The sequence below is a fragment of the Bradyrhizobium canariense genome, from assembly GCF_019402665.1.
In the GTDB taxonomy this organism is placed as follows: domain Bacteria; phylum Pseudomonadota; class Alphaproteobacteria; order Rhizobiales; family Xanthobacteraceae; genus Bradyrhizobium; species Bradyrhizobium canariense.
Window position 1 is genome coordinate 11,954 of the sequence record NZ_VSST01000087.1, and the last position, 20,010, is coordinate 31,963.

General features: G+C 64.2%; 20 protein-coding genes. 3 read left to right on the plus strand and 17 right to left on the minus strand.

The annotated features are described in order from the left end of the window. Positions 1-36 precede the first annotated feature (36 nt). From FXB41_RS36735 to FXB41_RS36810, 16 genes are all read right to left on the minus strand, one after another. Complete coding sequence (locus FXB41_RS36735) at positions 37-309, minus strand: acyl carrier protein (protein ID WP_007603436.1); 273 nt, start codon at positions 307-309, stop codon at positions 37-39. Next, complete coding sequence (locus FXB41_RS36740) at positions 306-1,784, minus strand: hypothetical protein (protein ID WP_219685263.1); 1,479 nt, start codon at positions 1,782-1,784, stop codon at positions 306-308. Before FXB41_RS36740 ends, FXB41_RS36735 begins: the two co-directional genes overlap by 4 nt. A 35-nt stretch (positions 1,785-1,819) precedes the next feature. Beyond that, a complete protein-coding gene (locus FXB41_RS36745) occupies positions 1,820-3,370 on the minus strand; it encodes an amino acid adenylation domain-containing protein (protein ID WP_219685264.1) in 1,551 nt (516 codons plus the stop codon). Next, positions 3,367-4,575 carry a class I SAM-dependent methyltransferase gene (locus FXB41_RS36750; protein WP_246649478.1) on the minus strand — a complete coding sequence of 403 codons (1,209 nt, stop codon included), beginning with the start codon at positions 4,573-4,575 and terminating at the stop codon, positions 3,367-3,369. The genes FXB41_RS36745 and FXB41_RS36750 overlap by 4 nt, the downstream gene beginning before the upstream one ends. A 346-nt stretch (positions 4,576-4,921) precedes the next feature. Then, positions 4,922-7,042: a sodium-translocating pyrophosphatase gene (locus tag FXB41_RS36755; RefSeq protein ID WP_219685265.1), complete on the minus strand. Its 2,121-nt coding sequence runs from the start codon at positions 7,040-7,042 to the stop codon at positions 4,922-4,924. Between the two features lie 234 nt (positions 7,043-7,276). After that, positions 7,277-8,275 carry a thiamine-phosphate kinase gene (gene thiL, locus FXB41_RS36760; RefSeq protein WP_007603431.1) on the minus strand — a complete coding sequence of 333 codons (999 nt, stop codon included), beginning with the start codon at positions 8,273-8,275 and terminating at the stop codon, positions 7,277-7,279. 176 nt (positions 8,276-8,451) lie between these two features. Next, on the minus strand, positions 8,452-8,949 hold the full coding sequence (gene nusB, locus FXB41_RS36765) for a transcription antitermination factor NusB (RefSeq protein ID WP_007603430.1): 498 nt from the start codon (positions 8,947-8,949) through the stop codon (positions 8,452-8,454). 2 nt (positions 8,950-8,951) lie between these two features. After that, positions 8,952-9,443 (minus strand): 6,7-dimethyl-8-ribityllumazine synthase, encoded by a 492-nt coding sequence (ribH, locus tag FXB41_RS36770; protein ID WP_219685266.1) that lies wholly within the window; start codon positions 9,441-9,443, stop codon positions 8,952-8,954. A 151-nt stretch (positions 9,444-9,594) separates the two neighbouring features. Next, on the minus strand, positions 9,595-10,221 hold the full coding sequence (locus tag FXB41_RS36775) for a riboflavin synthase (RefSeq protein WP_007603428.1): 627 nt from the start codon (positions 10,219-10,221) through the stop codon (positions 9,595-9,597). Further along, the gene (gene ribD / locus FXB41_RS36780; RefSeq protein WP_007603427.1) at positions 10,221-11,369 is read right to left on the minus strand and encodes a bifunctional diaminohydroxyphosphoribosylaminopyrimidine deaminase/5-amino-6-(5-phosphoribosylamino)uracil reductase RibD; all 1,149 of its coding nucleotides are present in this window, start codon (positions 11,367-11,369) and stop codon (positions 10,221-10,223) included. The genes FXB41_RS36775 and ribD overlap by 1 nt, the downstream gene beginning before the upstream one ends. After that, positions 11,366-11,848, minus strand: a complete 483-nt coding sequence (gene nrdR / locus FXB41_RS36785; protein WP_007603426.1) for a transcriptional regulator NrdR — start codon at positions 11,846-11,848, stop codon at positions 11,366-11,368. Before nrdR ends, ribD begins: the two co-directional genes overlap by 4 nt. Before the next feature lie 29 nt (positions 11,849-11,877). After that, the gene (glyA, locus tag FXB41_RS36790; RefSeq protein ID WP_007603425.1) at positions 11,878-13,176 is read right to left on the minus strand and encodes a serine hydroxymethyltransferase; all 1,299 of its coding nucleotides are present in this window, start codon (positions 13,174-13,176) and stop codon (positions 11,878-11,880) included. A 270-nt stretch (positions 13,177-13,446) separates the two neighbouring features. Beyond that, positions 13,447-13,668 (minus strand): hypothetical protein, encoded by a 222-nt coding sequence (locus tag FXB41_RS36795; protein ID WP_007603423.1) that lies wholly within the window; start codon positions 13,666-13,668, stop codon positions 13,447-13,449. 37 nt (positions 13,669-13,705) lie between these two features. Further along, the gene (locus tag FXB41_RS36800; RefSeq protein ID WP_007603422.1) at positions 13,706-13,942 is read right to left on the minus strand and encodes a hypothetical protein; all 237 of its coding nucleotides are present in this window, start codon (positions 13,940-13,942) and stop codon (positions 13,706-13,708) included. A gap of 199 nt (positions 13,943-14,141) precedes the next feature. After that, complete coding sequence (ldtR, locus tag FXB41_RS36805; protein ID WP_007603420.1) at positions 14,142-14,660, minus strand: transcriptional regulator LdtR; 519 nt, start codon at positions 14,658-14,660, stop codon at positions 14,142-14,144. Between the two features lie 406 nt (positions 14,661-15,066). Next, positions 15,067-15,564 (minus strand): DUF6163 family protein, encoded by a 498-nt coding sequence (locus FXB41_RS36810; protein ID WP_007603419.1) that lies wholly within the window; start codon positions 15,562-15,564, stop codon positions 15,067-15,069. A gap of 122 nt (positions 15,565-15,686) precedes the next feature. On the opposite strand from FXB41_RS36810, the gene hemB reads away from it, so the two are divergent. The 3 genes from hemB to FXB41_RS36825 all read left to right on the plus strand — a co-directional run bounded on the left by hemB (position 15,687) and on the right by FXB41_RS36825 (position 18,561). Beyond that, positions 15,687-16,748 carry a porphobilinogen synthase gene (gene hemB / locus FXB41_RS36815; RefSeq protein WP_007603418.1) on the plus strand — a complete coding sequence of 354 codons (1,062 nt, stop codon included), beginning with the start codon at positions 15,687-15,689 and terminating at the stop codon, positions 16,746-16,748. A 347-nt stretch (positions 16,749-17,095) separates the two neighbouring features. Further along, positions 17,096-17,635 carry an RDD family protein gene (locus FXB41_RS36820; RefSeq protein ID WP_007611123.1) on the plus strand — a complete coding sequence of 180 codons (540 nt, stop codon included), beginning with the start codon at positions 17,096-17,098 and terminating at the stop codon, positions 17,633-17,635. A gap of 149 nt (positions 17,636-17,784) precedes the next feature. After that, positions 17,785-18,561 carry an arginyltransferase gene (locus FXB41_RS36825; protein WP_007603416.1) on the plus strand — a complete coding sequence of 259 codons (777 nt, stop codon included), beginning with the start codon at positions 17,785-17,787 and terminating at the stop codon, positions 18,559-18,561. 119 nt (positions 18,562-18,680) lie between these two features. Here the strand turns inward: FXB41_RS36825 and FXB41_RS36830 are convergent. Then, positions 18,681-20,010: Nramp family divalent metal transporter (locus tag FXB41_RS36830; RefSeq protein ID WP_246649479.1), on the minus strand; the 1,330-nt coding region annotated here is incomplete at its 5' end.

Consider the following 20,010-nt stretch of genomic DNA (forward strand, 5'->3'; position numbering starts at 1 on the left):
CGCTTTCGGGTTGAGCGCGTGGCGACACATCGGTTGCTATGCAAGCTCGGCCGACGGCTGTCCCACCAAAGCAGCAATCGCCGAAATCGAGTCCAGGCGCGTCAAATCGAAGCCGATGTCGGAGAAGTTGATCCCGTGGTCGGTCTCAATGCTCATGATCAGCTCGACCGCGTCGAGCGAATCGAGGCGGCCGCTGGTGAACAGCAGATCGTCGTCACCTAGCGGCGCGCTGTCGCCCTTCATCAGCAGCCGCTGCACGATGTAGCGTCGCATCTGCGATCTGACTTCAGGGCCGGCTTTCGTGGTCATGTCGAGACTCCCAGGAGATAGAACAGGAATTCGGCGCGTTGCCCGAGCGAATGCTCGCGGTCGAGCGGCGCATCGAAGACGTGAATGAGACAAAAGAAGCTCGACACCCACAGGCAAGGCAGCAAGTGGCCACGCACCCATCCTCGCGGCGCGAGCCGTGGGGCGCGGCGCATCTGCGAGAGCCCGACGCTGACGGCCAGGACAAACGTGTAGAACGCGTGGGATTGCTGACCGACCACGGCCCGCCAAAGGCCCATTTCGCCGACGAAATGAATATCGCGAATGAAGTGAAACAGCAGGTTGCCGACACAGGCCGCGGCAAAGGTGGCGAAGAACATGCGAAGCCGGCGATGGCCGCGGAGGCAGCGAACAAAGGTGGGGTAGAAGAAATGATCGACGAGCAGTTCCTTGTAGTAGAAGTAGTAGCGGTTCCAGAATTCCGCGAGCGTCGTCGACTCCAGAGGCCGGTAGGTGTTGCGCAGCAGGCGAAAGCCGGCAAGCCGCGCCGTGGCGATGATGACGCCGCCGAACACGGTCATGCTCAGCAGGTCCTCGACGAAGAAGCTGACGAGGCTCGCCCATCCGACGAAACGCGACCAGGGATGGCCCGTGAGATATTGCGGCAGGTTGTCGTCGAACATTGGAAGCTGCAAACGCCCGTGGACGAGCTCGACGAGACAGATCCTGATGATGGCGAGCACAAGGATCCAGACCGCAAGCTTGACGCCCTTGAGCTGCGTCACCGCAAGCTCCTCGGGTGTCTTGGCCTCGAAGCGGTCGAGATACGACAGCCCCTTCCCGAACGGCGTCAGCGACGATCCCCAGAAGGGGTGGAAAACGCTCAGATGCCGCCACACCGGAGATCGCTTCCTGCCCGCATCGGCCAGACCATAGGCAAGAAACCACAAATAGGGCTGGAACGTCATCAGAAATGACCACAGCAGAACGCGCGGCAGGCCGGCCATCATCGTGGCCTGTGTCAGCGCGACGAGCGCCAGGAACGCCAGCAACAGGCTGAGCGTCGGGCGGCGGAAGACCACCGTCCCTGCGCCCTGCATGATCAGCAACCCCGCGAACAGCGCAAACACGACGGCCACCATGACCGCTTCCAGCAGCGGCTGATGGATCCGGTCGCCAACGCCTTCGTCGATCGCCAGCCGTTCGAGAAAACCTCGGTCGATCAGGAAGCCGCTGCGATAGAGCAGCAGCAAGGTTGCGAGCAGGATCAGGACGCGCCGGTACCGGCCGGCATAGGCGCACACCAGCGCGAGTCCCGCCGCTGAAAAATCGATACCTATTTGCCGAAACAAAACCGCGAGCAGTCCGACCGCGCAGCAGAGCAGCACGCGGCCACCGATGTCCTGGGCCCCTGCCACGAGCCTCGGGTCCCGATCGATCTTCGGGATCAACCGCCACGACGGCTTCCCATGAAGACCCGACGGCGCGTAGCCGTAGGATTGGCTTTCAACACTCATCGGACAACGCGCGCGATCACGACGAGCTGTTGCATCTAAGAGGCCCTTGCAACAGCTTCGCCAAGCAGTGACGCCACCGAGCGCCGGTCCGCCTTGCCATTGGCATTGATGGGAATGTCTTCCATCCAGACGAACCGGCCCGGCACCATGTAAGCGGGAAGGTGCGCCGCGCAGTGCTGGCGCAGATCGCTTTCCGCTATTCTTGCACCCGAATACGCGGCCAGCAGCCGACTGGCGCCACTGGCGTCGTGCTGCACCACGGCAAGCGCACGGGTTATTCCCCTGCACGCCATCAGCGCGTGGTCGATCTCCTCCAGCTCGACCCGATACCCCCGAAGCTTGACCTGATTATCCGCGCGACCGCGGAAGCGCAGGACGCCGGTTTCAACGTCGGCCTCCACGAGGTCGCCGCTCCGATAGAGGATCGACCGATAGCCGTCGATTAGAGGGTCCTGACAGAAACGGCGGGCCGTCTCTTGCGGGTTGTTGATGTAGCCGAGCCCTACCCCAGGGCCTCCCAGCCACAACTCGCCGGCGGTGCCCCCGGGCACCGGCTTCATCTCTTCGTCCAGAATCCGGTAGCTGAAATTGGGATTGAGCCGTCCCAGAGGAGCCAGCCCGTCCGTGGTCTCGAAAACGGATTCGACGATCTCGAAACCACTGCAAATACAGCTCGTCTCGGTCGGCCCGTAGCAATTGATCAGCTTCGCCTTGCCGGCAAACGCGTCGTGGAACCGACGAAGCCGGGCCAGCGGAAACCCCTCACCGCCGAACATGAACCGGCTGATGCTCGGCAGCCAATCCGGGCTCAGAAGGTGCATGGAGTCCAGGAACATGAAGAGGGTCGGCACGGCGAAGAAGAACGTGCACTGATGCTTGGTGATCTCCGACACCAGCTCTGCGGGGGGCCGCCCCTTCAGCGCGTCCAGCGCGACAACCGCCGCTCCGTTCAGCAAGCCGGCATAGATGTCGAAGACCGAATTGTCGAAATAGATCGGGTTGACATTCGTCAGCCGGTCACCGGGTCCAATTCCAAGATCGTTCTTCGCCCAGGCGACCAGGTGAAGCACCCCTTGATGGGGGATGACCGCGCCCTTCGGTTCGCCCGTCGATCCCGAGGTGAACATGACATAGGCCGGATCGGCCCCGGTGATCAAGGACGTCAGCGGCAGATTGTCGTCTTCAAGCTGCGACAGGGCATGATGCAAGGCAGCCCGGGCACTTGCATCGCCGATCAATGTCCGCGGTCCAGCACCCTCGCGCACGCTGACGATCAGCGCGGGCCGGCATCGCTCCAGCATCAGCCGGGCACGTTCCTCGGGGGCCGCGGGATCGAGGAACGCATAGGGTGCTCCGATCTTGATGCAGGCGATCGCGAGCGCATAGGCCTCGGCGATTTTCGGCAATTCAAGGCACACCACGGCGCCCTTGTTGACGCCCCGCGATGTCAACCAGCGCGCCGACCGGTTTGCCAACTGGTTGAGCTCCGAAAAGGCAAAGCTATCGCCTTCGCAGTACAGGGCGACGGCGTCCGGCGAGGACGCAACGACCTCTTCGAAATGCAGCGCCAGATTATGGGCGGTCATACCGACGCCTCGATCATTTCATTGTCGCCGGGATCGCCCGGCGCGTTCGACGAGGCCTGCACGATCTCGGCAAAATCTCGCTGGTTGAGCGCGATCACGGCCGCGGGCAATTTCGCCTCCGGAAACTGGGCCTGCAACACGCCCCCGAACTCCATGCCGAGATGCTGAAGGAACGCGGCGGCCATCGGATCGGTCGCCAGCGGCCTGCCCTCACTTGCTCCCTGGTTCATATCGGGCACGAGGCTGCTGTTCTCGCTGCCAGCTGAAGCAGCTTCGCGATCGACACGCAGCACCACGTCATAGCGATAGCGGGTCAGCTCGTAGCTTGATCCGCGCTTGAGCAGGATTTCCGTACCCGATATCCGCGGGATGGATCGGGAAATGCCCTGAAAATAGTGGGGATGGATCACCAACTCGCGCTCCTGGGCGATCGACAGGAAGATCTTTCGCGCGAGTGCGGCATCGGTGGCACTCGAAACTTTCGCGGATTGAACTTCGCGATGGAACACCGGCAGGAGCTCGAGGTTACGAACGTCGCCGACGAAGATGTGCCCCCCAGGAGCCACCAGGCCCGCGGCTTGCTCCAAGACTGCGTGCAGGTATTCGATGCCGGGAAAGTATTGCACGACCGAGTTGAGCACCACTGCATCGAACGAATTCAGCGACAAGCCGCTCAAATCGGTGGCTTCCCGCTCGAGAAATTCGACATGCCGAAGCTCGGGCTTCGACTGTGCGAACGCACGCAGCCGCTGAACCGCTACCGGCGAGAGGTCGGTGCCGCAATATACGTCACAGCCGGGCGCGAGCTTTTCGACGAGCAAGCCGACGCCGCATCCGATCTCCAATACCCGCCTTGCACCAAGAGCACGAATTTGCAGGACCGTATGATCCAGCCAATCGACCATGTCGGGTTCGGGAATGGGCCTGTTGGTGAAGTTGCTGGTCCAACCGACGAATGACGGCACAACACCATCGGCATCATGGCGATACGCTTGATCGAAAGCGCGACGCCATTGCGCAACTCTGCGATCTGTCTCGGCCTGAAGACGCTTCGCCTTGCCGGCGCTCAGATGATCGGGGTCAATTGCGATGAAAGCGACCTCGGACTGGCCGCCGTGGCCAGGCTCGGCGCTGAAGAAAGCATCCGCCACGCCCGGATGCGCCATCAATGCCCGTTCAATCTCGTTCACAGGCCGTGCAGGCAATGGAAACCTCCTTCGTGCGGGCGGCAAGCAGCGAACCCCTGAACATACCGAGAGCGCGCCTCGCGCGGAGCATCTCCACGCGTGCTGCGGAACTCGCTAAAATGCCGCCGACAATCTCGCGTATTTCTAGAGCTCGGCCGGTTAAGCAACCTTAAATGTGGCGCACGCGTAGGATGCACATTTTCGGGCGGCTTACGCTCTCGGCATCGATGGATGCGCTCTGATGACCGGATTGTTGCAGTTCCACGTCTCGTTGGCCCTTCAGATGATGCGGCGGCCCCGGCACGCACGCAAAGAAAGACCCCGCAGGCCTGCGCCGCGGGGTCTTTGTTCAGCAATGTGTACCTCAGTGCGCCAGGATCGCCAGCAGCAGCAAGGCAACGATGTTCGTGATCTTGATCATCGGGTTCACCGCCGGGCCGGCCGTGTCCTTGTAGGGATCGCCGACGGTGTCGCCGGTCACGGCCGCCTTGTGGGCGTCACTGCCCTTGCCGCCGAAATGACCGTCCTCGATGTACTTCTTGGCGTTGTCCCAGGCGCCGCCGCCCGAGGTCATGGAGATCGCGACGAACAGGCCCGTCACGATCACGCCGAGCAGCATCGCGCCCACGGCCGAGAACGCCGCCGACTTGCCGGCCGCCCCGCCCCCCGCGATCGCATAGATCACGAAGTAGACGAAGATCGGTGACAGCACCGGAAGCAGCGAGGGGATGATCATTTCCTTGATCGCCGCCTTGGTCAAAAGGTCGACCGCCTTGCCGTAATCCGGCTTGTCGGTGCCTTGCATAATGCCCGGCTTCTCGCGGAATTGTCGGCGGACCTCCTCGACGATCGCGCTCGCCGCGCGGCCCACGGCGGTCATGCCCATCGCGCCGAACAGATACGGCAAGAGCCCGCCGAACAACAGGCCCACCACGACGTAGGGGTTGTTGAGCGAGAAGTCCGGTTTGACGCCGGCGAAGTAGGCGTGGTGCGCGGAGTCCGCAATGAAGAACTTGAGATCCTCGTTGTAGGCCGCGAACAGCACCAGGGCGCCGAGACCGGCGGAGCCGATCGCGTAGCCCTTGGTCACCGCCTTGGTGGTGTTGCCGACCGCGTCGAGCGCGTCGGTCGATTTGCGAACCTCCTTCGGCAGGCCTGCCATCTCGGCAATGCCGCCGGCGTTGTCGGTGACCGGACCGAACGCGTCGAGCGCGACGACCATGCCGGCGAGCGCCAGCATCGTGGCGGTCGCGATCGCGATGCCGAACAGGCCGGCGAGGCTGTGGGTGACCAGGATGCCGGCGATGATCACGAGCGCGGGTAGCGCGGTCGATTCCATCGAGATGGCGAGGCCCTGGATCACGTTGGTGCCGTGGCCGGTCACGGAGGCCTGGGCGATCGACTTCACCGGACGATAGTCGGTGCCGGTGTAGTATTCGGTGATCCAGATGATCAGCGCGGTGACGGCGAGGCCGACCACGCCGCACTCGAACAGCGCCATGCCGGTATAGTCGACGCCGGCGAGCTTGCCGAAGCCGATCAGGTAATAGATCACGCCGGCAATGCCGACCAGCGACAGGACGCCGGTTGCGATCAGGCCCTTGTAAAGCGCGCCCATGATCGACTGGCTCGGCCCGAGCTTCACGAAGAAGGTGCCGATGATCGAGGTGATGATGCAGATGCCGCCGATGGCGAGCGGCAGCGTCATCATGTCGGCGAGGATCGGCGTCTTGGCGAAGAAGATCGCCGCCAGGACCATGGTGGCGACCGCGGTCACCGCATAGGTTTCGAACAGGTCGGCGGCCATGCCGGCGCAGTCGCCGACATTGTCGCCGACGTTGTCGGCGATGGTGGCCGGGTTGCGCGGATCGTCCTCGGGAATGCCGGCCTCGACCTTTCCGACGAGGTCGCCGCCGACGTCCGCACCCTTGGTGAAGATGCCGCCGCCGAGACGGGCGAAGATCGAGATCAGCGAGGCGCCGAAGCCGAGCGCCACCATGGCGTCGATGACGACGCGGCTGTCAGGCGCAAGCTTCAGCGAATGGACCAGGAAGCCGAAATAGAGGGTCACGCCGAGCAGCGCGAGACCCGCCACCAGCATGCCGGTGATGGCGCCCGCCTTGAAGGCAAGCTCGAGACCACCCGCGAGCGACGTCGTCGCCGCCTGGGCGGTGCGCACATTGGCGCGGACCGAGACGTTCATGCCGATGAACCCGGCCGCCCCCGACAGGATCGCGCCGATGGCAAAACCGATCGCGACATAGAGCCCCAGGAAATAGGCAAGCAGCACGAAGATGACGATGCCGACCATTCCGATCGTGGTGTATTGACGCCGCAGGTAGGCCTGTGCGCCTTCGCGCACCGCTGCCGCGATTTCCTGCATGCGCGGAGACCCCGCATCCGCGCTCAACACCGAAGACGTCGCCCAGATCGCGTAGACGACGGAAAGCACTCCGCAGAGCACAATCAACCATAATGCTGTCATGTGATTTTTTGCCTCAGATCCTTGATGAACGTACCCCCAGCGCCTTTTGTTTTCCGTCGTGCGGTGCGGCGCCTTGATTTGAAAAAGGCCGCCCCTTGCCCGAAGGCGCGGCCTTAGTCGGTCACGACCTTGCCAAAATCAAATTGAGGGTGCAACGCCAGATAAGTCCGAAAAGCCGATCTCGGCAGGTATTTAGCCGGTCTTGGCAGCCCGGACGCCGGTTTGGAGCATTTCCTAGAAGTGGCTGTAGGACAGTCGCTTCAAGACCAGCTCCTGGCCCTGCCCGTCCAGGAAGCGCGGCCGCTCATGGCCCGCGACGATCGTGCCGATCGCCGTGACGGCAAGGCCTGCCGCCCGCCCCAAGGCAATCAGTGCGTCACCTTGCGCCGGCGGAACGGTGCACAGCACCTCGTAATCGTCACCCCCGGCCAGCAGCGTCTCGACGCCAACGACCTTGCCCGCGATCAGGGCGGCGGCTGCTGCCGAGAGCGGCACGCTGGTCACGTCGATCGTGGCCGAGACGCCTGACGCCGCACAGAGCTTGGTCAGATCTCCGGCCAGCCCGTCGGAGACATCCATCGCAGCCGTCGCATGCTCACGCACGCCTTGCGCGAGAGCATTGCGGGGCTGCGGCACGCGATAGCGCGAGATCAGAGTCTCGCGCGCGTGCGAATCGGAGGCCAGCGCATTCGCCACCGCGCCGCCCTTGAGCACATCGAGGCCAAGCGCGGCGTCGCCGATCGTTCCCGTCACCAGAATACGGTCGCCCGGTTGGGCGCCGGTGCGGCCGACCATCCGCCCCTGCGGCACGCGGCCAAAGGCGGTGATCGAGATCATCTGCGGCCCCGGCGTCGACACCGTGTCGCCGCCGAGCAGCGGACAGGCGAAGGCTTTCGCATCCTCGCCGAGCGCGTCCACGAACGGCCTGAGCCAGGCGTCTTCCTTGCTGCGCAGCGCCAGTGTCAGCACGAAGCCGGCCGGCGCGGCCCCCTTGGCAGCGAGATCGGACAGGTTCACCCGCAGCGCCTTGCGCGCGATGGTATCGGGCGGATCGGTGGCAAGATAATGCACGCCCTCCACCACCGCGTCGGTGGTGACGACGATATCGCTGCCGAGCGCCTGCAGGATGGCGGCATCGTCCACCAGCCCCAACGCGCCGGGATCAGTCGCCAGCGGCTTGAAATAGCGCGCGATGAGGGAGTCTTCGGCGGAGGGATTGTGCGGGCTGGTCATTAGCGTCCGCCACATACATCGCTGTCATCGCCCGGCTTGACCGGGCGATCCAGTACGCCGAGCCGCCTCTGCTCAAGCACCACCGCCGCGGCGTACTGGAGCACCCGCCTTCGCGGGTGATGACAGCGGAATATGGGGCAGCCACATCGCATCAAATCACCGCCCTGCGCCTCAATCTACCCCCGCCCGAACTCGTCACCGCGAAACTGGCGGCCGATCTGGTCGAGCACCGCGTTGACCATGCCGGTCTCCTCGCGGTCGACGAAGGCATTGGCGACGTCGACATATTCGGAGACGACGACGCGGCCCGGCACGTCCTTGCGGTGTTCCAATTCGTAGGCCCCTGCCCGCAGCACCGCGCGCAGGATCGCTTCGATGCGCTTCAACGGCCAGCCCTTCGACAGCGCCTCGTCGATCAGCGGATCGAGCTTCTTCTGGTCGCGCACGACGCCGGAGACGACGTCGCGGAAGAACGCCGCTTCCGCAGGGAGATATGTGTCGCCCTCGACCTCGTTGCCGAGCCAGTGGCTCTCGAACTCCGCAAAAATGTCGTTGATGCCGGCACCGCCGATATCCATCTGGTACAGCGCCTGGACGGCTGCGAGCCGCGCCGCACCGCGCCGATTCGCCTTCTTCTCCGTGCCAACCGGCGGCTTCTTGTTGTTATCGGCCATGATCAAGCCCGCGCCAGCCGGCGCTTTATGCGCAGCATCGCAATCGCGGCCCGCGCGGCGTCGCCGCCCTTGTTCAGCTCGCTGGCGCGCGCCCGCGCCCAGGCCTGCGCCTCGGTGTTGACGGTGAGGATGCCGTTGCCGAGCGGCAGCTTGCGCGCCACCGCCAGGTCCATCAGCGCGCGCGAGGATTCCTGCGAGACGATCTCGAAATGGATGGTGTCGCCACGGATCACGCAGCCGAGCGCGATCGCGGCGTCATACGGCTTGCCATTGGCGGCCGCGGAATCGATCGCGATGGCGATCGCCGCAGGAATCTCCAGTGCGCCGGGAACCGTGATGACGTCGTGGGTCAGACCGGCCGCCTTCAGCTCGGCCACCGCGCCTTCCAGCATCGCGTCCTGGAGATCGTCGTAGAACCGCGCCTCGACAATCAGCGCGCGCGCGCCGGAGATGTCGGTCTGGTCCTTCAGGGGTGCGCGCCGCGCGTCTGCCATTGCTCAATCCGTCTATTTTGGGTCGGCCGTTTTGTAGTCGCCGCAAGCCGGCAAGCCAAGTTTTAAACTGTCATTCCGGCGCGATGCGAAGCATCGAACCCGGAATCTCGAGATTCCGGGTCTGGTCCTGCGGACCATCCCGGAATGACGGCTACGCAGTCATTTCCGTCAGCCGCGCCGCATAGCGGGCCATCAGATCGACCTCGATATTGACCGCATTCCCCGCCTTCCAGCCGCCGATCGTCGTGACCGTCAGGGTGTGCGGGATGATCAGCACCGAAAAGCTCACGTCCTTCACCGTATTTACCGTCAGCGAGACGCCGTCGAGCGTGATCGAGCCCTTGGTCGCGATGAACCGCGCCAGCTCCCGCGTCGTGGAGAGCTCGAACCGCGCCATGTCGGGCAGGTCCTCGCGGCTCACGAGGGTCGCGATGCCATCGGCGTGGCCGGCGACAATATGCCCGCCAAGCTCGTCGCCGATCTTGAGCGCACGCTCGAGATTAAGCCTGGTGCCGACCCTCCAGTGCTTGGCGGTCGTCAGCGCCAGCGTCTCGGCCGCGGCATCGACGTCGAACCAGGTTCTTTGAGCAGAGTCTTTGCCGCCTTCGACGCCGGACGCAACCACCGTCAGGCAGACGCCGTTGCAGGCGATCGAGGCGCCGTCCGCAATGGTGGTCTGGTCGTAGCGACAGGCGATGCGCAGCCGGTGCAACTGGCCCTGCGCCGTCGGCGTAAAGCCGACGATCTCGCCGATATCGGTGACAATGCCGGTGAACATTACGCGCGCTCGTAGATGGTGAGAGTATCCTTGTCGAAGGTCTCGCTAGCATGAACCTTGTAGGCTTGCGACTGCGTGATTTTCGACAGGGGCAATGCAGCGAGCGCATCCACCCCGTCGACGCCCACCGCCTCCGCACCGCGGAACAGCCAGATCTCGTCAACGAGGTCGGCGGCGATAAAGGACGCCGCGACGCGGCTGCCGCCCTCGACCATCAGCCGCGTGATGCCCATCCCGGCCAATGCATGCAGCACCGCCGCAAGATCGAGTCCCGAGGCGTTGCCGGGCGGCACGCGGATCACCTGGGCGCCGGCAGCACCGAGCCGCGTGGCGGCCGCGGCCTCCGCCAGTTCAGAACCCACCACCCACAGCGGAATCTCGCGCGCGGAGCCCACGAGCTTGCTTGCGCCGGGAATGCGCAGGCTCTGATCGAGCACCACGCGCACCGGTGAGCGCGCTGCCATGCCCGGCAGGCGGCAGTCGAGTAGCGGATCGTCCGCCAGCACCGTGCCGATGCCGACCAGGATGGCGTCGCTCGAGGCGCGCAGGAGATGCACCCGGTTGCGCGCCGCCTCGCCGGTGATCGCGACCGGCTTGCCGCCGGCCGCGCCGATCTTGCCGTCGGGCGAGACCGCGAGCTTCAGGATCACATGCGGGCGGTGATCCCTGACGCGACGGAAATGCCCGGCATGATCGAGGGCGGCTTCGCGCGCGCACAGACCCACATCCACCGTGATGCCGGCCGCGCGTAACCGAGCATGGCCCTGACCGGCGACCTCCGGATTGGGATCCTCGATCGCGGCCACCACCCGCTTGATGCCGGCGGCGATCACTGCGTCGGCGCACGGTGGCGACTTGCCGAAATGCGAGCACGGCTCCAGCGTGACGTAGAGCGTGGCGCCGCGCGCGCCCTCGCCCGCGCGCCGCAGCGCTTCAGGCTCGCCATGCGGTCGTCCCCCTGGTTGGGTCCAGCCGCGGCCGACAATCACGCCGTCCTTGACGATGACGGCGCCGACGGCGGGATTGGGCCAGGTACGTCCCTGCCCGCGCCTGCCGAGCGCCAGCGCAAGCTCCATGAAGCGCCGGTCGGCATCCCTGGACTCGCGCGCCTTCTGCGCGAATTGATCCTCCAGGATGCGGAAGATCATTTGCGGATCGCGGCGAGCCGCGCTTCCTCCTCACCGGAGAGCTCACCGAGCACGTCGGCGAAATCCTTGGCTTCGCGGAAATTGCGGTAGACCGAGGCGAAGCGGACATAGGCGACGTCGTCGAGCGTGCGCAGATGCTCCATCACGGTCTCGCCGATCACTTCGGAGGAGATTTCGGCTTCGCCCCCGGTCTCGAGCTCGCGCACGATGGTGGAGACCATCTTCTCCACCCTTTCCGGCTCGACCTGCCGCTTGCGCAAGCTGATCGACACCGAGCGCATCAGCTTGTCGCGGTCGAACGGAACGCGGCGGCCGTTGCGCTTGATCACCGTGAGCTCGCGCAGCTGCACGCGCTCGAAGGTGGTGAAGCGGAAATTGCAGGCGACGCACACGCGCCGCCTGCGGATCACGGAAGAGTCCTCGGTCGGACGCGAGTCCTTCACCTGCGTATCGAGACTGTTGCAGTTCGGGCAGCGCATCCGTTGACCTTGACCGGTTTTCTTGAGCCTTACTGATAGATCGGGAAACGGTCGGTGAGCGCCTTGACCCGTTCCTTGATCGCGGCTTCCACCAGCGGCGCCTTGCCGTCGGAAGATTGCGCGATCGCGTTGAGGACTTCAGCGATCATGCTGGCGACCTGCTGGAATTCAGCGACGCCGAAACCGCGGGTGGTCGCCGCTGGCGTCCCCAGACGAATACCGGAGGTGACAAACGGCGACTCGGGGTCGAAAGGAATGCCGTTCTTGTTGCAGGTGATGGCGGCGCGAACCAGCGCCTTCTCCGAGGCGTTGCCCTTCAGGCCCTTCGGCCTGAGGTCGACGAGCATCAGATGGTTATCGGTGCCGCCTGAGACAATGTCGAACCCGTGGCTCTTCATCGCTTCGGCCAGCGCCTTGGCGTTCTCGACGACGTTCTTGGCATAGACCTTGAAGTCCGGCCGCAGCGCCTCGGCAAAGGCGACTGCCTTCGCCGCGATCACATGCATCAGGGGGCCGCCCTGCAGGCCCGGGAAGATCGCCGAGTTGAATTTCTTGGTCAGCGCCTCGTCATTCCACAGCATCAGGCCGCCGCGCGGACCGCGCAGCGATTTGTGGGTCGTGGTGGTGGTGATGTGCGCGTGAGGCACCGGCGAGGCATGCACGCCGCCGGCGACGAGACCAGCGAAGTGCGCCATGTCGACCAGCAGGTACGCGCCGACGCTGTCCGCGATCTCGCGGAAGCGCTTGAAGTCCCAGGCGCGCGAATAAGCCGAGCCGCCGGCCACGATCAGCTTCGGCTTGACCTCCTCCGCCTGCTTGGCGACCGCGTCCATGTCGATGATCTGGTCCTCGCGGCGCACGGTGTAGTGCGCGGCCTTGAACCACTTGCCACTCATGTTGACGGGGGAGCCGTGGGTGAGATGGCCGCCGGCCGCAAGATCGAGGCCCATGAAGGTGTCGCCGGGCTGGAGCAGCGCCAGAAACACCGCCTGGTTCATCTGGCTGCCGGAGTTCGGCTGCACGTTGGCAAAGTTGGCGCCGAACAGCTTCTTGGCGCGATCGATCGCAAGGTTCTCGGCGACGTCGACCCACTCACAACCGCCGTAGTAACGCGCGCCCGGATAGCCTTCCGCATATTTGTTGGTCATCACCGAACCCTGCGCTTCCAGCACGGCACGGCTGACGATGTTCTCGGAGGCGATCAGCTCGACCTCGTGACGCTGGCGGCCGAGCTCGCCCTTGATGGCGGCTGCGATTTCCGGGTCAGCCTGCTCGAGCGAGGCGGTGAAAAACGAATCGGGCGCGGAGGCGGTTTTGGCGAAGGTCATCTTGCGAATATCTCCACCGCCGCAGCCTTTTGGCGGGCTACGGGCGGGTCTGGTGTGGCGATCGGAAGCGGCGTGCGCGATCTACCACATTGCCCGCAACAGGCCAAGGGTTTGCGGGTCGGGCCTGTGATTTATGCAAGATATGGTGGGATTGGAAATTTGGACGACCGGCCGGCATCCGGTCGTCCAATGCTCCCGAAAGGTCCGGGAAGGCCCGCTTTGGGCTCGAAACGCCGCGCGGTGCGACCGGCTTGACCGTCCGGCCGGCCTCTAAAGCCCGGTATACCCCGCCTTCACGGGGTCCACGCTGCCGTCGAGCTGCCGCAGATAGGTCAGGCCGCAAACCGTCAACCTGTGGGTGTCCTTCTCGCCGGCTTCCATCAACGTGTTGAGGTAGTTCGTCACCTTTTCCCGCGCCTCCGCGCTCGCCGCAGACGTGCGGTTGGCGAGCAGGTCATAGGTATGCATGATCCGGTCGATGGCAGCTTCCATGGCACCCTCTGGTTCTTGCCGCGTTTGGGAGTTGAGATCAGGCAACCGCTTTGGCCTCGGACTGCGCCTCGAACCTCACGATGGCCTTGTTGGCCAACCTGATCTTGTTGAATTCGCCGAGCTGGAGCAGCTTGATGACGATCTCGAGCAGGCGTTGGTCGGTGACGAGGGTGTCCCGGATCGCGCCGGAGCGGCGAAGATAGTTCGCGGCGATCGCGTAGGCCTCGCTCACGAGTTCCACGTTCATCACCCCAACGCCACGCTCGACCAGCATCGTCAGCCTCCGATCCGGAGGAGATAAGCATCGAACCGGGAACTCGTTCCCTGGTGTCGGGGAATTTTTTCGCAACCGCGAAATAAAAACGCACCGGTCCGGACACGGCCGGGCCGGCGCGCTTGGGGAAGCTCAGGCACGTTCGGGAGGCTTGCCGGTCTTGTTGTGGGCCGGCTTGGCCAAATCCCGTCGAAAGAGCTCAGAGACGATACAGGATCTGGTCGGTCCAGAACCGCTCGAGGCGGTGCAGCGACTTGTTCAGGGTCGAGAACTCCTCGCCCGAGATGCCGCCGACCTGCTCGACCGTCTTGACGTGCTTCTGGTAGAGCGAGTCGACGATGCGGCGGACTTCCTGGCCCTGCGGCGTCAGGCGGATGCGCACCGAGCGGCGATCAACGCGCGAGCGCTGATGGTCAAGGAAGCCGAGCTCGACGAGCTTCTTCAGATTGTAGGAGACGTTGGAGCCGAGGTAATAACCGCGCGTGCGCAGTTCGCCCGCGGTCAGCTCCTTGTCGCCGATGTTGTAGAGCAGCAGCGCCTGAACCGAGTTGATGTCCGCACGACCGCGGCGATCGAACTCGTCCTTGATGACGTCGAGCAGCCGGCGATGCAGCCGCTCCACCAGAGTCAAAGCTTCCAGATAGAGCGTCTGCACCGAACCCTGCTGGCCGGAGACGCGCTCTGCGGTATCTGCCGCAGTTGCGACGGCTTTCATCATGACACTTCCCCTGTTGTCGTTTTTATCGACACTCATTCGACGAAACTTGTGTCCCGTCTGATAGGTGCAACTTAAGGGGCTCGTTTGAAGATCGGCTTAAATAAGAGAATAAAGAGATCATGAATTTAAGACAGTGAATTGCGGATTAAGCCTGTGCCACAAGCACTTTTCGCAATAGTCTGTTGACTCTCGCAAGGTCCTGTTCACCCTCCGTCCGCCCCGATTGTCGCATTCCAGAACAGCCCCGCCCCGTTTCGAAACGGCCGCGTAAGAGCTGTGGCGGAACATGCTGGTTAGCGAAAACTTACGTCGAATTTTACGCAACCAACCGTCAACCAAGCGCGACATTCTCGTGTCCCGGACCAGCACAGCGAAGCGGCGCGCAGAGCCGGGGCACGAGAGTTTGCTATGGCGGCCGTTCGCGTGCGGCCATCCAGGCCAGTGCGAGATAGGCAGCCAGCATGAAGGCTTCGACCCCGACCACGACCAGGCTGCCGCCGTAGATGCCCGGGAACATCAGCTCGATCACCGCCATCGACACCACGGTCGTGAGCCACACCACCGCGCCCCAGGGTGTGGCGAGCCAGAGGCCAACCGCTGCAACCAGTTCGATCACAGCGAAGTAGATGGTCGAGGCCTGCCACGCCATCGACTGGTTCTCGAAGGCCTCGTCCTCGCCGCCGACGAAGCCCGTCACCTGCGCCCAATGATAGAGGCCCTTGAGGATCGAGAGCAGCGCCATCACCCGCAGGAACAGCACGAGCCGGCGCGTCCAGACATTATCGTCGGATTCAGCCCGCTCCGACGAGATCGCCGCCACCGACATTGCGCTGTCTCTGGCATTGTCTCGAACGGCGTCCCTGGCACTGTCGCGGGCCGCATCGCGGGTGGAGATCTCGGACATGCCCCCTTCTGGCTGCTTTGCCCCGCAAAATCAATCGGCTGCCATCTTTTGCGGCACGTCAAGCCGCGGTGACGGGAACCATGCGAGCTGGTATAAGAATAATTCCAGCCGGAGGAAGAGTGATGGCGATCAAATACGGACGTCCGATCGAATTGCGCGAGGTCTCGCGCCGGGATGGCACTGGGGCCTCCCCTGCCCTCGATCTGACCGTCCGCCCGCGCCGCAACCGCAAGGCCGAATGGGCCCGGCGCATGGTGCGCGAGAACGTGCTCACGACCGACGATCTGATCTGGCCGCTGTTCCTGATCGACGGCAACAACAAGCGCGAGCAGATCGCCTCGATGCCGGGCGTCGAGCGTCTCAGCGTCGACCAGGCCGTGCGCGACGCCGAGCGCGCGATGAAGCTCACCATCCCCTGCCTCGCGCTGTTTCCCTATACCGAGCCGTCTCTGCGCGACGAGGAGGGCTCGGAAGCCACCAACCCGAACAATCTGGTCTGCCAGGCGGTCCGCGCGATCAAGAAGGAGTTTCCGGAGATCGGCATTCTCTGCGACGTCGCGCTCGATCCCTTCACCAGCCACGGCCATGACGGCCTGATCTCCGACGGCAAGATCCTGAACGACGAGACGGTCGCCGTGCTGGTGCGTCAGGCCCTGGTGCAGGCCGAAGCCGGCTGCGACATCATCGCGCCCTCCGACATGATGGACGGCCGCGTCGCCGCGATCCGCGAGGGCCTGGATCGCACCGGTCTGCTTGACGTGCAGATCATGGCCTATGCCGCAAAGTACGCCTCCGCCTTCTACGGCCCGTTCCGCGATGCCATCGGCTCGGCCAAGACGCTCACCGGCGACAAGCGCACCTACCAGATGGACAGCGCCAACACCGACGAGGCGTTGCGCGAGGTCGAGCTCGACATCGCCGAGGGCGCCGACATGGTGATGGTCAAGCCCGGCATGCCCTATCTCGACGTCGTCCGCCGCGTGAAGGACACGTTCGCGATGCCGACCTTCGCCTACCAAGTGTCCGGCGAATACGCGATGATCGCGGCCGCCGCCAACAACGGCTGGCTCGACGGCGACCGCGCCATGATGGAGAGCCTGCTCGCCTTCAAGCGCGCCGGCGCCGACGGCGTGCTGAGTTATTTCGCACCGAAGGCGGCGGAGAAGCTGCGGGCACAGGGGTAAGCCCCAATGTCGTCCCGGCGAAGGCCGGGCGCCCCTGTCTCTTATCGTCGTCCTGGCGAAAGCCAAGACCCATACCGCGTGATCTATCAAGAGCACGCGGTATCGACACCGGCGAACGTACCAACCTCCAGCCTTCGCCAAACTTCTCCCTGGGGTAATGGGTCCTGGCTTTCGCCAGGACGACACTGAGGGGTGTGGCGCCAGCTCCCGCTCTCCCGGCTACCGCCGCCCCCGAATCGCCGGAATATTTCGGCTTGTTAATGTCGGCACCCTTGGCGCGCGGACGACCTGTTCCCATGTCCTTCCACGGGAGTCCTGCCACGGGAGTTTCCCTCGGGAGAACGGTCATGTCGTATTCGGACTCGGGCAATGCCTGGCGCAATGACGGCGGGGCGCAGCCGCATGCCTATGATCCCTATCTGCACCCAGAACTGTTCCGCGGCGTTGCGACGCGGCGGGTGTTCGCCTTCCTGATCGACATGGTCGTGATCTCGGTGCCGGTGATCCTCGGCTACCTCTTCATCGCGGTGTTCGGCGTGGTTACGCTCGGCATCGGCTGGGCGCTGTTCTGGCTAGCCTGGCCGGCCTCCGTGATCTGGGCCATCGTCTATTACGGCGCCTGCATCGGCGGTCCGTCGTCCGCGACCATCGGCATGCGCGTGATGGATCTGGAGCTCCGCACCTGGTACGGCGCGCCCGGCTATTTCGTGCTCGGCGCCACCCACGCCGTGCTGTTCTGGGTGACCGTTTCGTTCCTGTCGCCCTTCGTGGTGCTGGTCGGGCTGTTCAACGGCCGCAGGCGCTTGCTGCAGGATTTCGTGCTGGGAACGGTCGTGATCAACAATTCCGTTCGTGCGCCGGTGCCTCAGGGCGCCAGAACCTACTGATCAAAGGACCTACTGATCAACCAACCCGGATCAAGAACCTATCAACCTGGACCCGCTATGCTGACCGATCTGACCTGCCGAGTAGACCGATTGACCGGGGGCTTTTGTAGCGCGATGCTGATGCACATTTTGGAGGCCCACGACGTCCCTTGACCCAGCACTCGCGCGACACCCCACAATTTTACCTCACGGCGCCGTCCCCCTGCCCCTATCTGCCGGGCCGACACGAGCGCAAGGTGTTTACGCACCTCGTAGGTGAGCGCGCCGGTGACCTCAACGACCTCCTGACCCATGGCGGCTTCCGTCGTAGCCAATCCATCGCCTACCGTCCGGCCTGCGACCAGTGTCGCGCCTGCGTCTCGGTCCGGGTGATCGCCAACGAGTTCCGCCCCTCCCGCAACTTCCGCAAGGTGATCGCGCGCAACGCCGACATCATCGGTGAGCAGCGCAGCGCGGTGCCGACCTCCGAGCAATATTCGGTGTTCCGCGCCTATCTCGATTCCCGTCACCGCCACGGCGGCATGGCCGACATGACCGTGCTCGACTATGCCATGATGGTCGAGGACAGCCATGTCGAGACCCGCATCATCGAGTACCGCAAGCGTGGTCCCGACAGCGGCATCACCGGCCGCGGCGAGGAGCTGATCGCGGTCGCGCTGACCGACGTGCTCAGCGACGGCCTGTCGATGGTCTATTCGTTCTTCGAGCCGGGCGAAGTCAGCCGCTCGATGGGCACCTTCATGATCCTCGACCACATCGCCCGCGCCCGCCGGCAAGGACTGCCTTACGTCTATCTCGGCTACTGGATCGAAGGCTCGAAGAAGATGGACTACAAGGCCCGCTTCCTGCCGCAGCAGCGCCTCGCGCCGTCAGGCTGGCTGCGCATCGACGCGCAAGGCGACGCGGCATCCGAGCCGCAGGATTAGCTCTCCGTCGTGCCGCGAAATCGGGGCATCCAGTACGCCGCGGCTTCTCGGGTCAATCACAACCGTCTCTGGAATACTGGGTCGTCCGGTCGAGCCGGACGACGACAGCCGCGATGTGTTCACCCGAACAGCGTATCCGCCAGCAGCTTCAAGTTCAAAACCACGATGATGCCGGCAACGATCCACGCGATCGCCGCGACCCACGCCGGGATGACGAACTTGCCCATCTTGCGGCGGTCGGAGACGAAGCGGACCAGCGGGATGACGGCGAACGGCAATTGCATCGACAGCACGACCTGGCTGAACACCAGCAGATCAGCCGTGCCGCGCTCGCCGTAGATCGCGGTGACGACAATCACGGGAACGATCGCGATGCCGCGCGTCAGCAACCGGCGCGCCCAGCTCGGCAGGCGCAGGTCGAGAAAGCCTTCCATCACGATCTGTCCGGCGAGCGTCGCCGTCACCGTTGAATTCAGGCCCGAGGCGAGCAGCGCCACCGCGAACAGCGTCGAGGCGATGCCGAGGCCAAGCAGCGGAGACAGCAGCTCGAAGGCCTGGCCGATCTCGGCGACGTCGGAATGGCCGCTCTTGTGGAAAGTTGCGGCAGCCACGACGAGGATCGCGGCATTGATGAACAGCGCAAGCATCAGGGCGACGGTCGAGTCCGTGGTCGCCCATTTGATCGCCTCGCGCCGGCCGGTATCGTTGCGCTCATAGGCGCGCGTCTGCACGATCGAGGAGTGCAGATAGAGATTATGCGGCATCACGGTGGCGCCGATGATGCCGATCGCGATGTAGAGCATCTCGGGGTTGGTGAAGATCTCGGTCTTCGGCACAAATCCCTTCAGCATCTCGGCCACCGGCGGTGCTGCCGCGGCAAGCTGGACCGTGAAGCAGACTGCGATCACGACAAGCAATGCGATGACGAAGGCTTCGAGGAAGCGGAAGCCACGGTTCATCAGGATGAGCAGCAAAAAAGCATCCAGCGCAGCGATCAGCGCGCCGCCGATCAGGGGAATGCCGAACAGGAGTTTTAGCGCAATTGCCGTGCCGATCACCTCGGCGAGATCGCAGGCGATGATCGCCGCCTCGCAGGCGATCCAGAGCAGGAAATTCACGGCCGGCGAATAGGTCGCACGGCAGGCCTGCGCGAGATCTCGGTCGGTGACGATGCCGAGCCGCGCTGCCAGCGACTGGAGCAGGATCGCCATCAAATTCGAGAGCAGAATGACCGAGAGCAGCGTGTAACCGAACTTGGACCCGCCTGCGAGGTCGGTCGCCCAATTTCCGGGGTCCATGTAGCCGACCGAGACCAGATAGCCCGGGCCGACAAAGGCGAGCAGGCGCCGCCACCACACCCCCGCGATGGGGAGGGCGACCGAGGCATTCACCTCCGCCAGGCTCTTGGTCGCAGGCGCATCATTGCGCCAGCCGGCGGCGTCTCGGGTC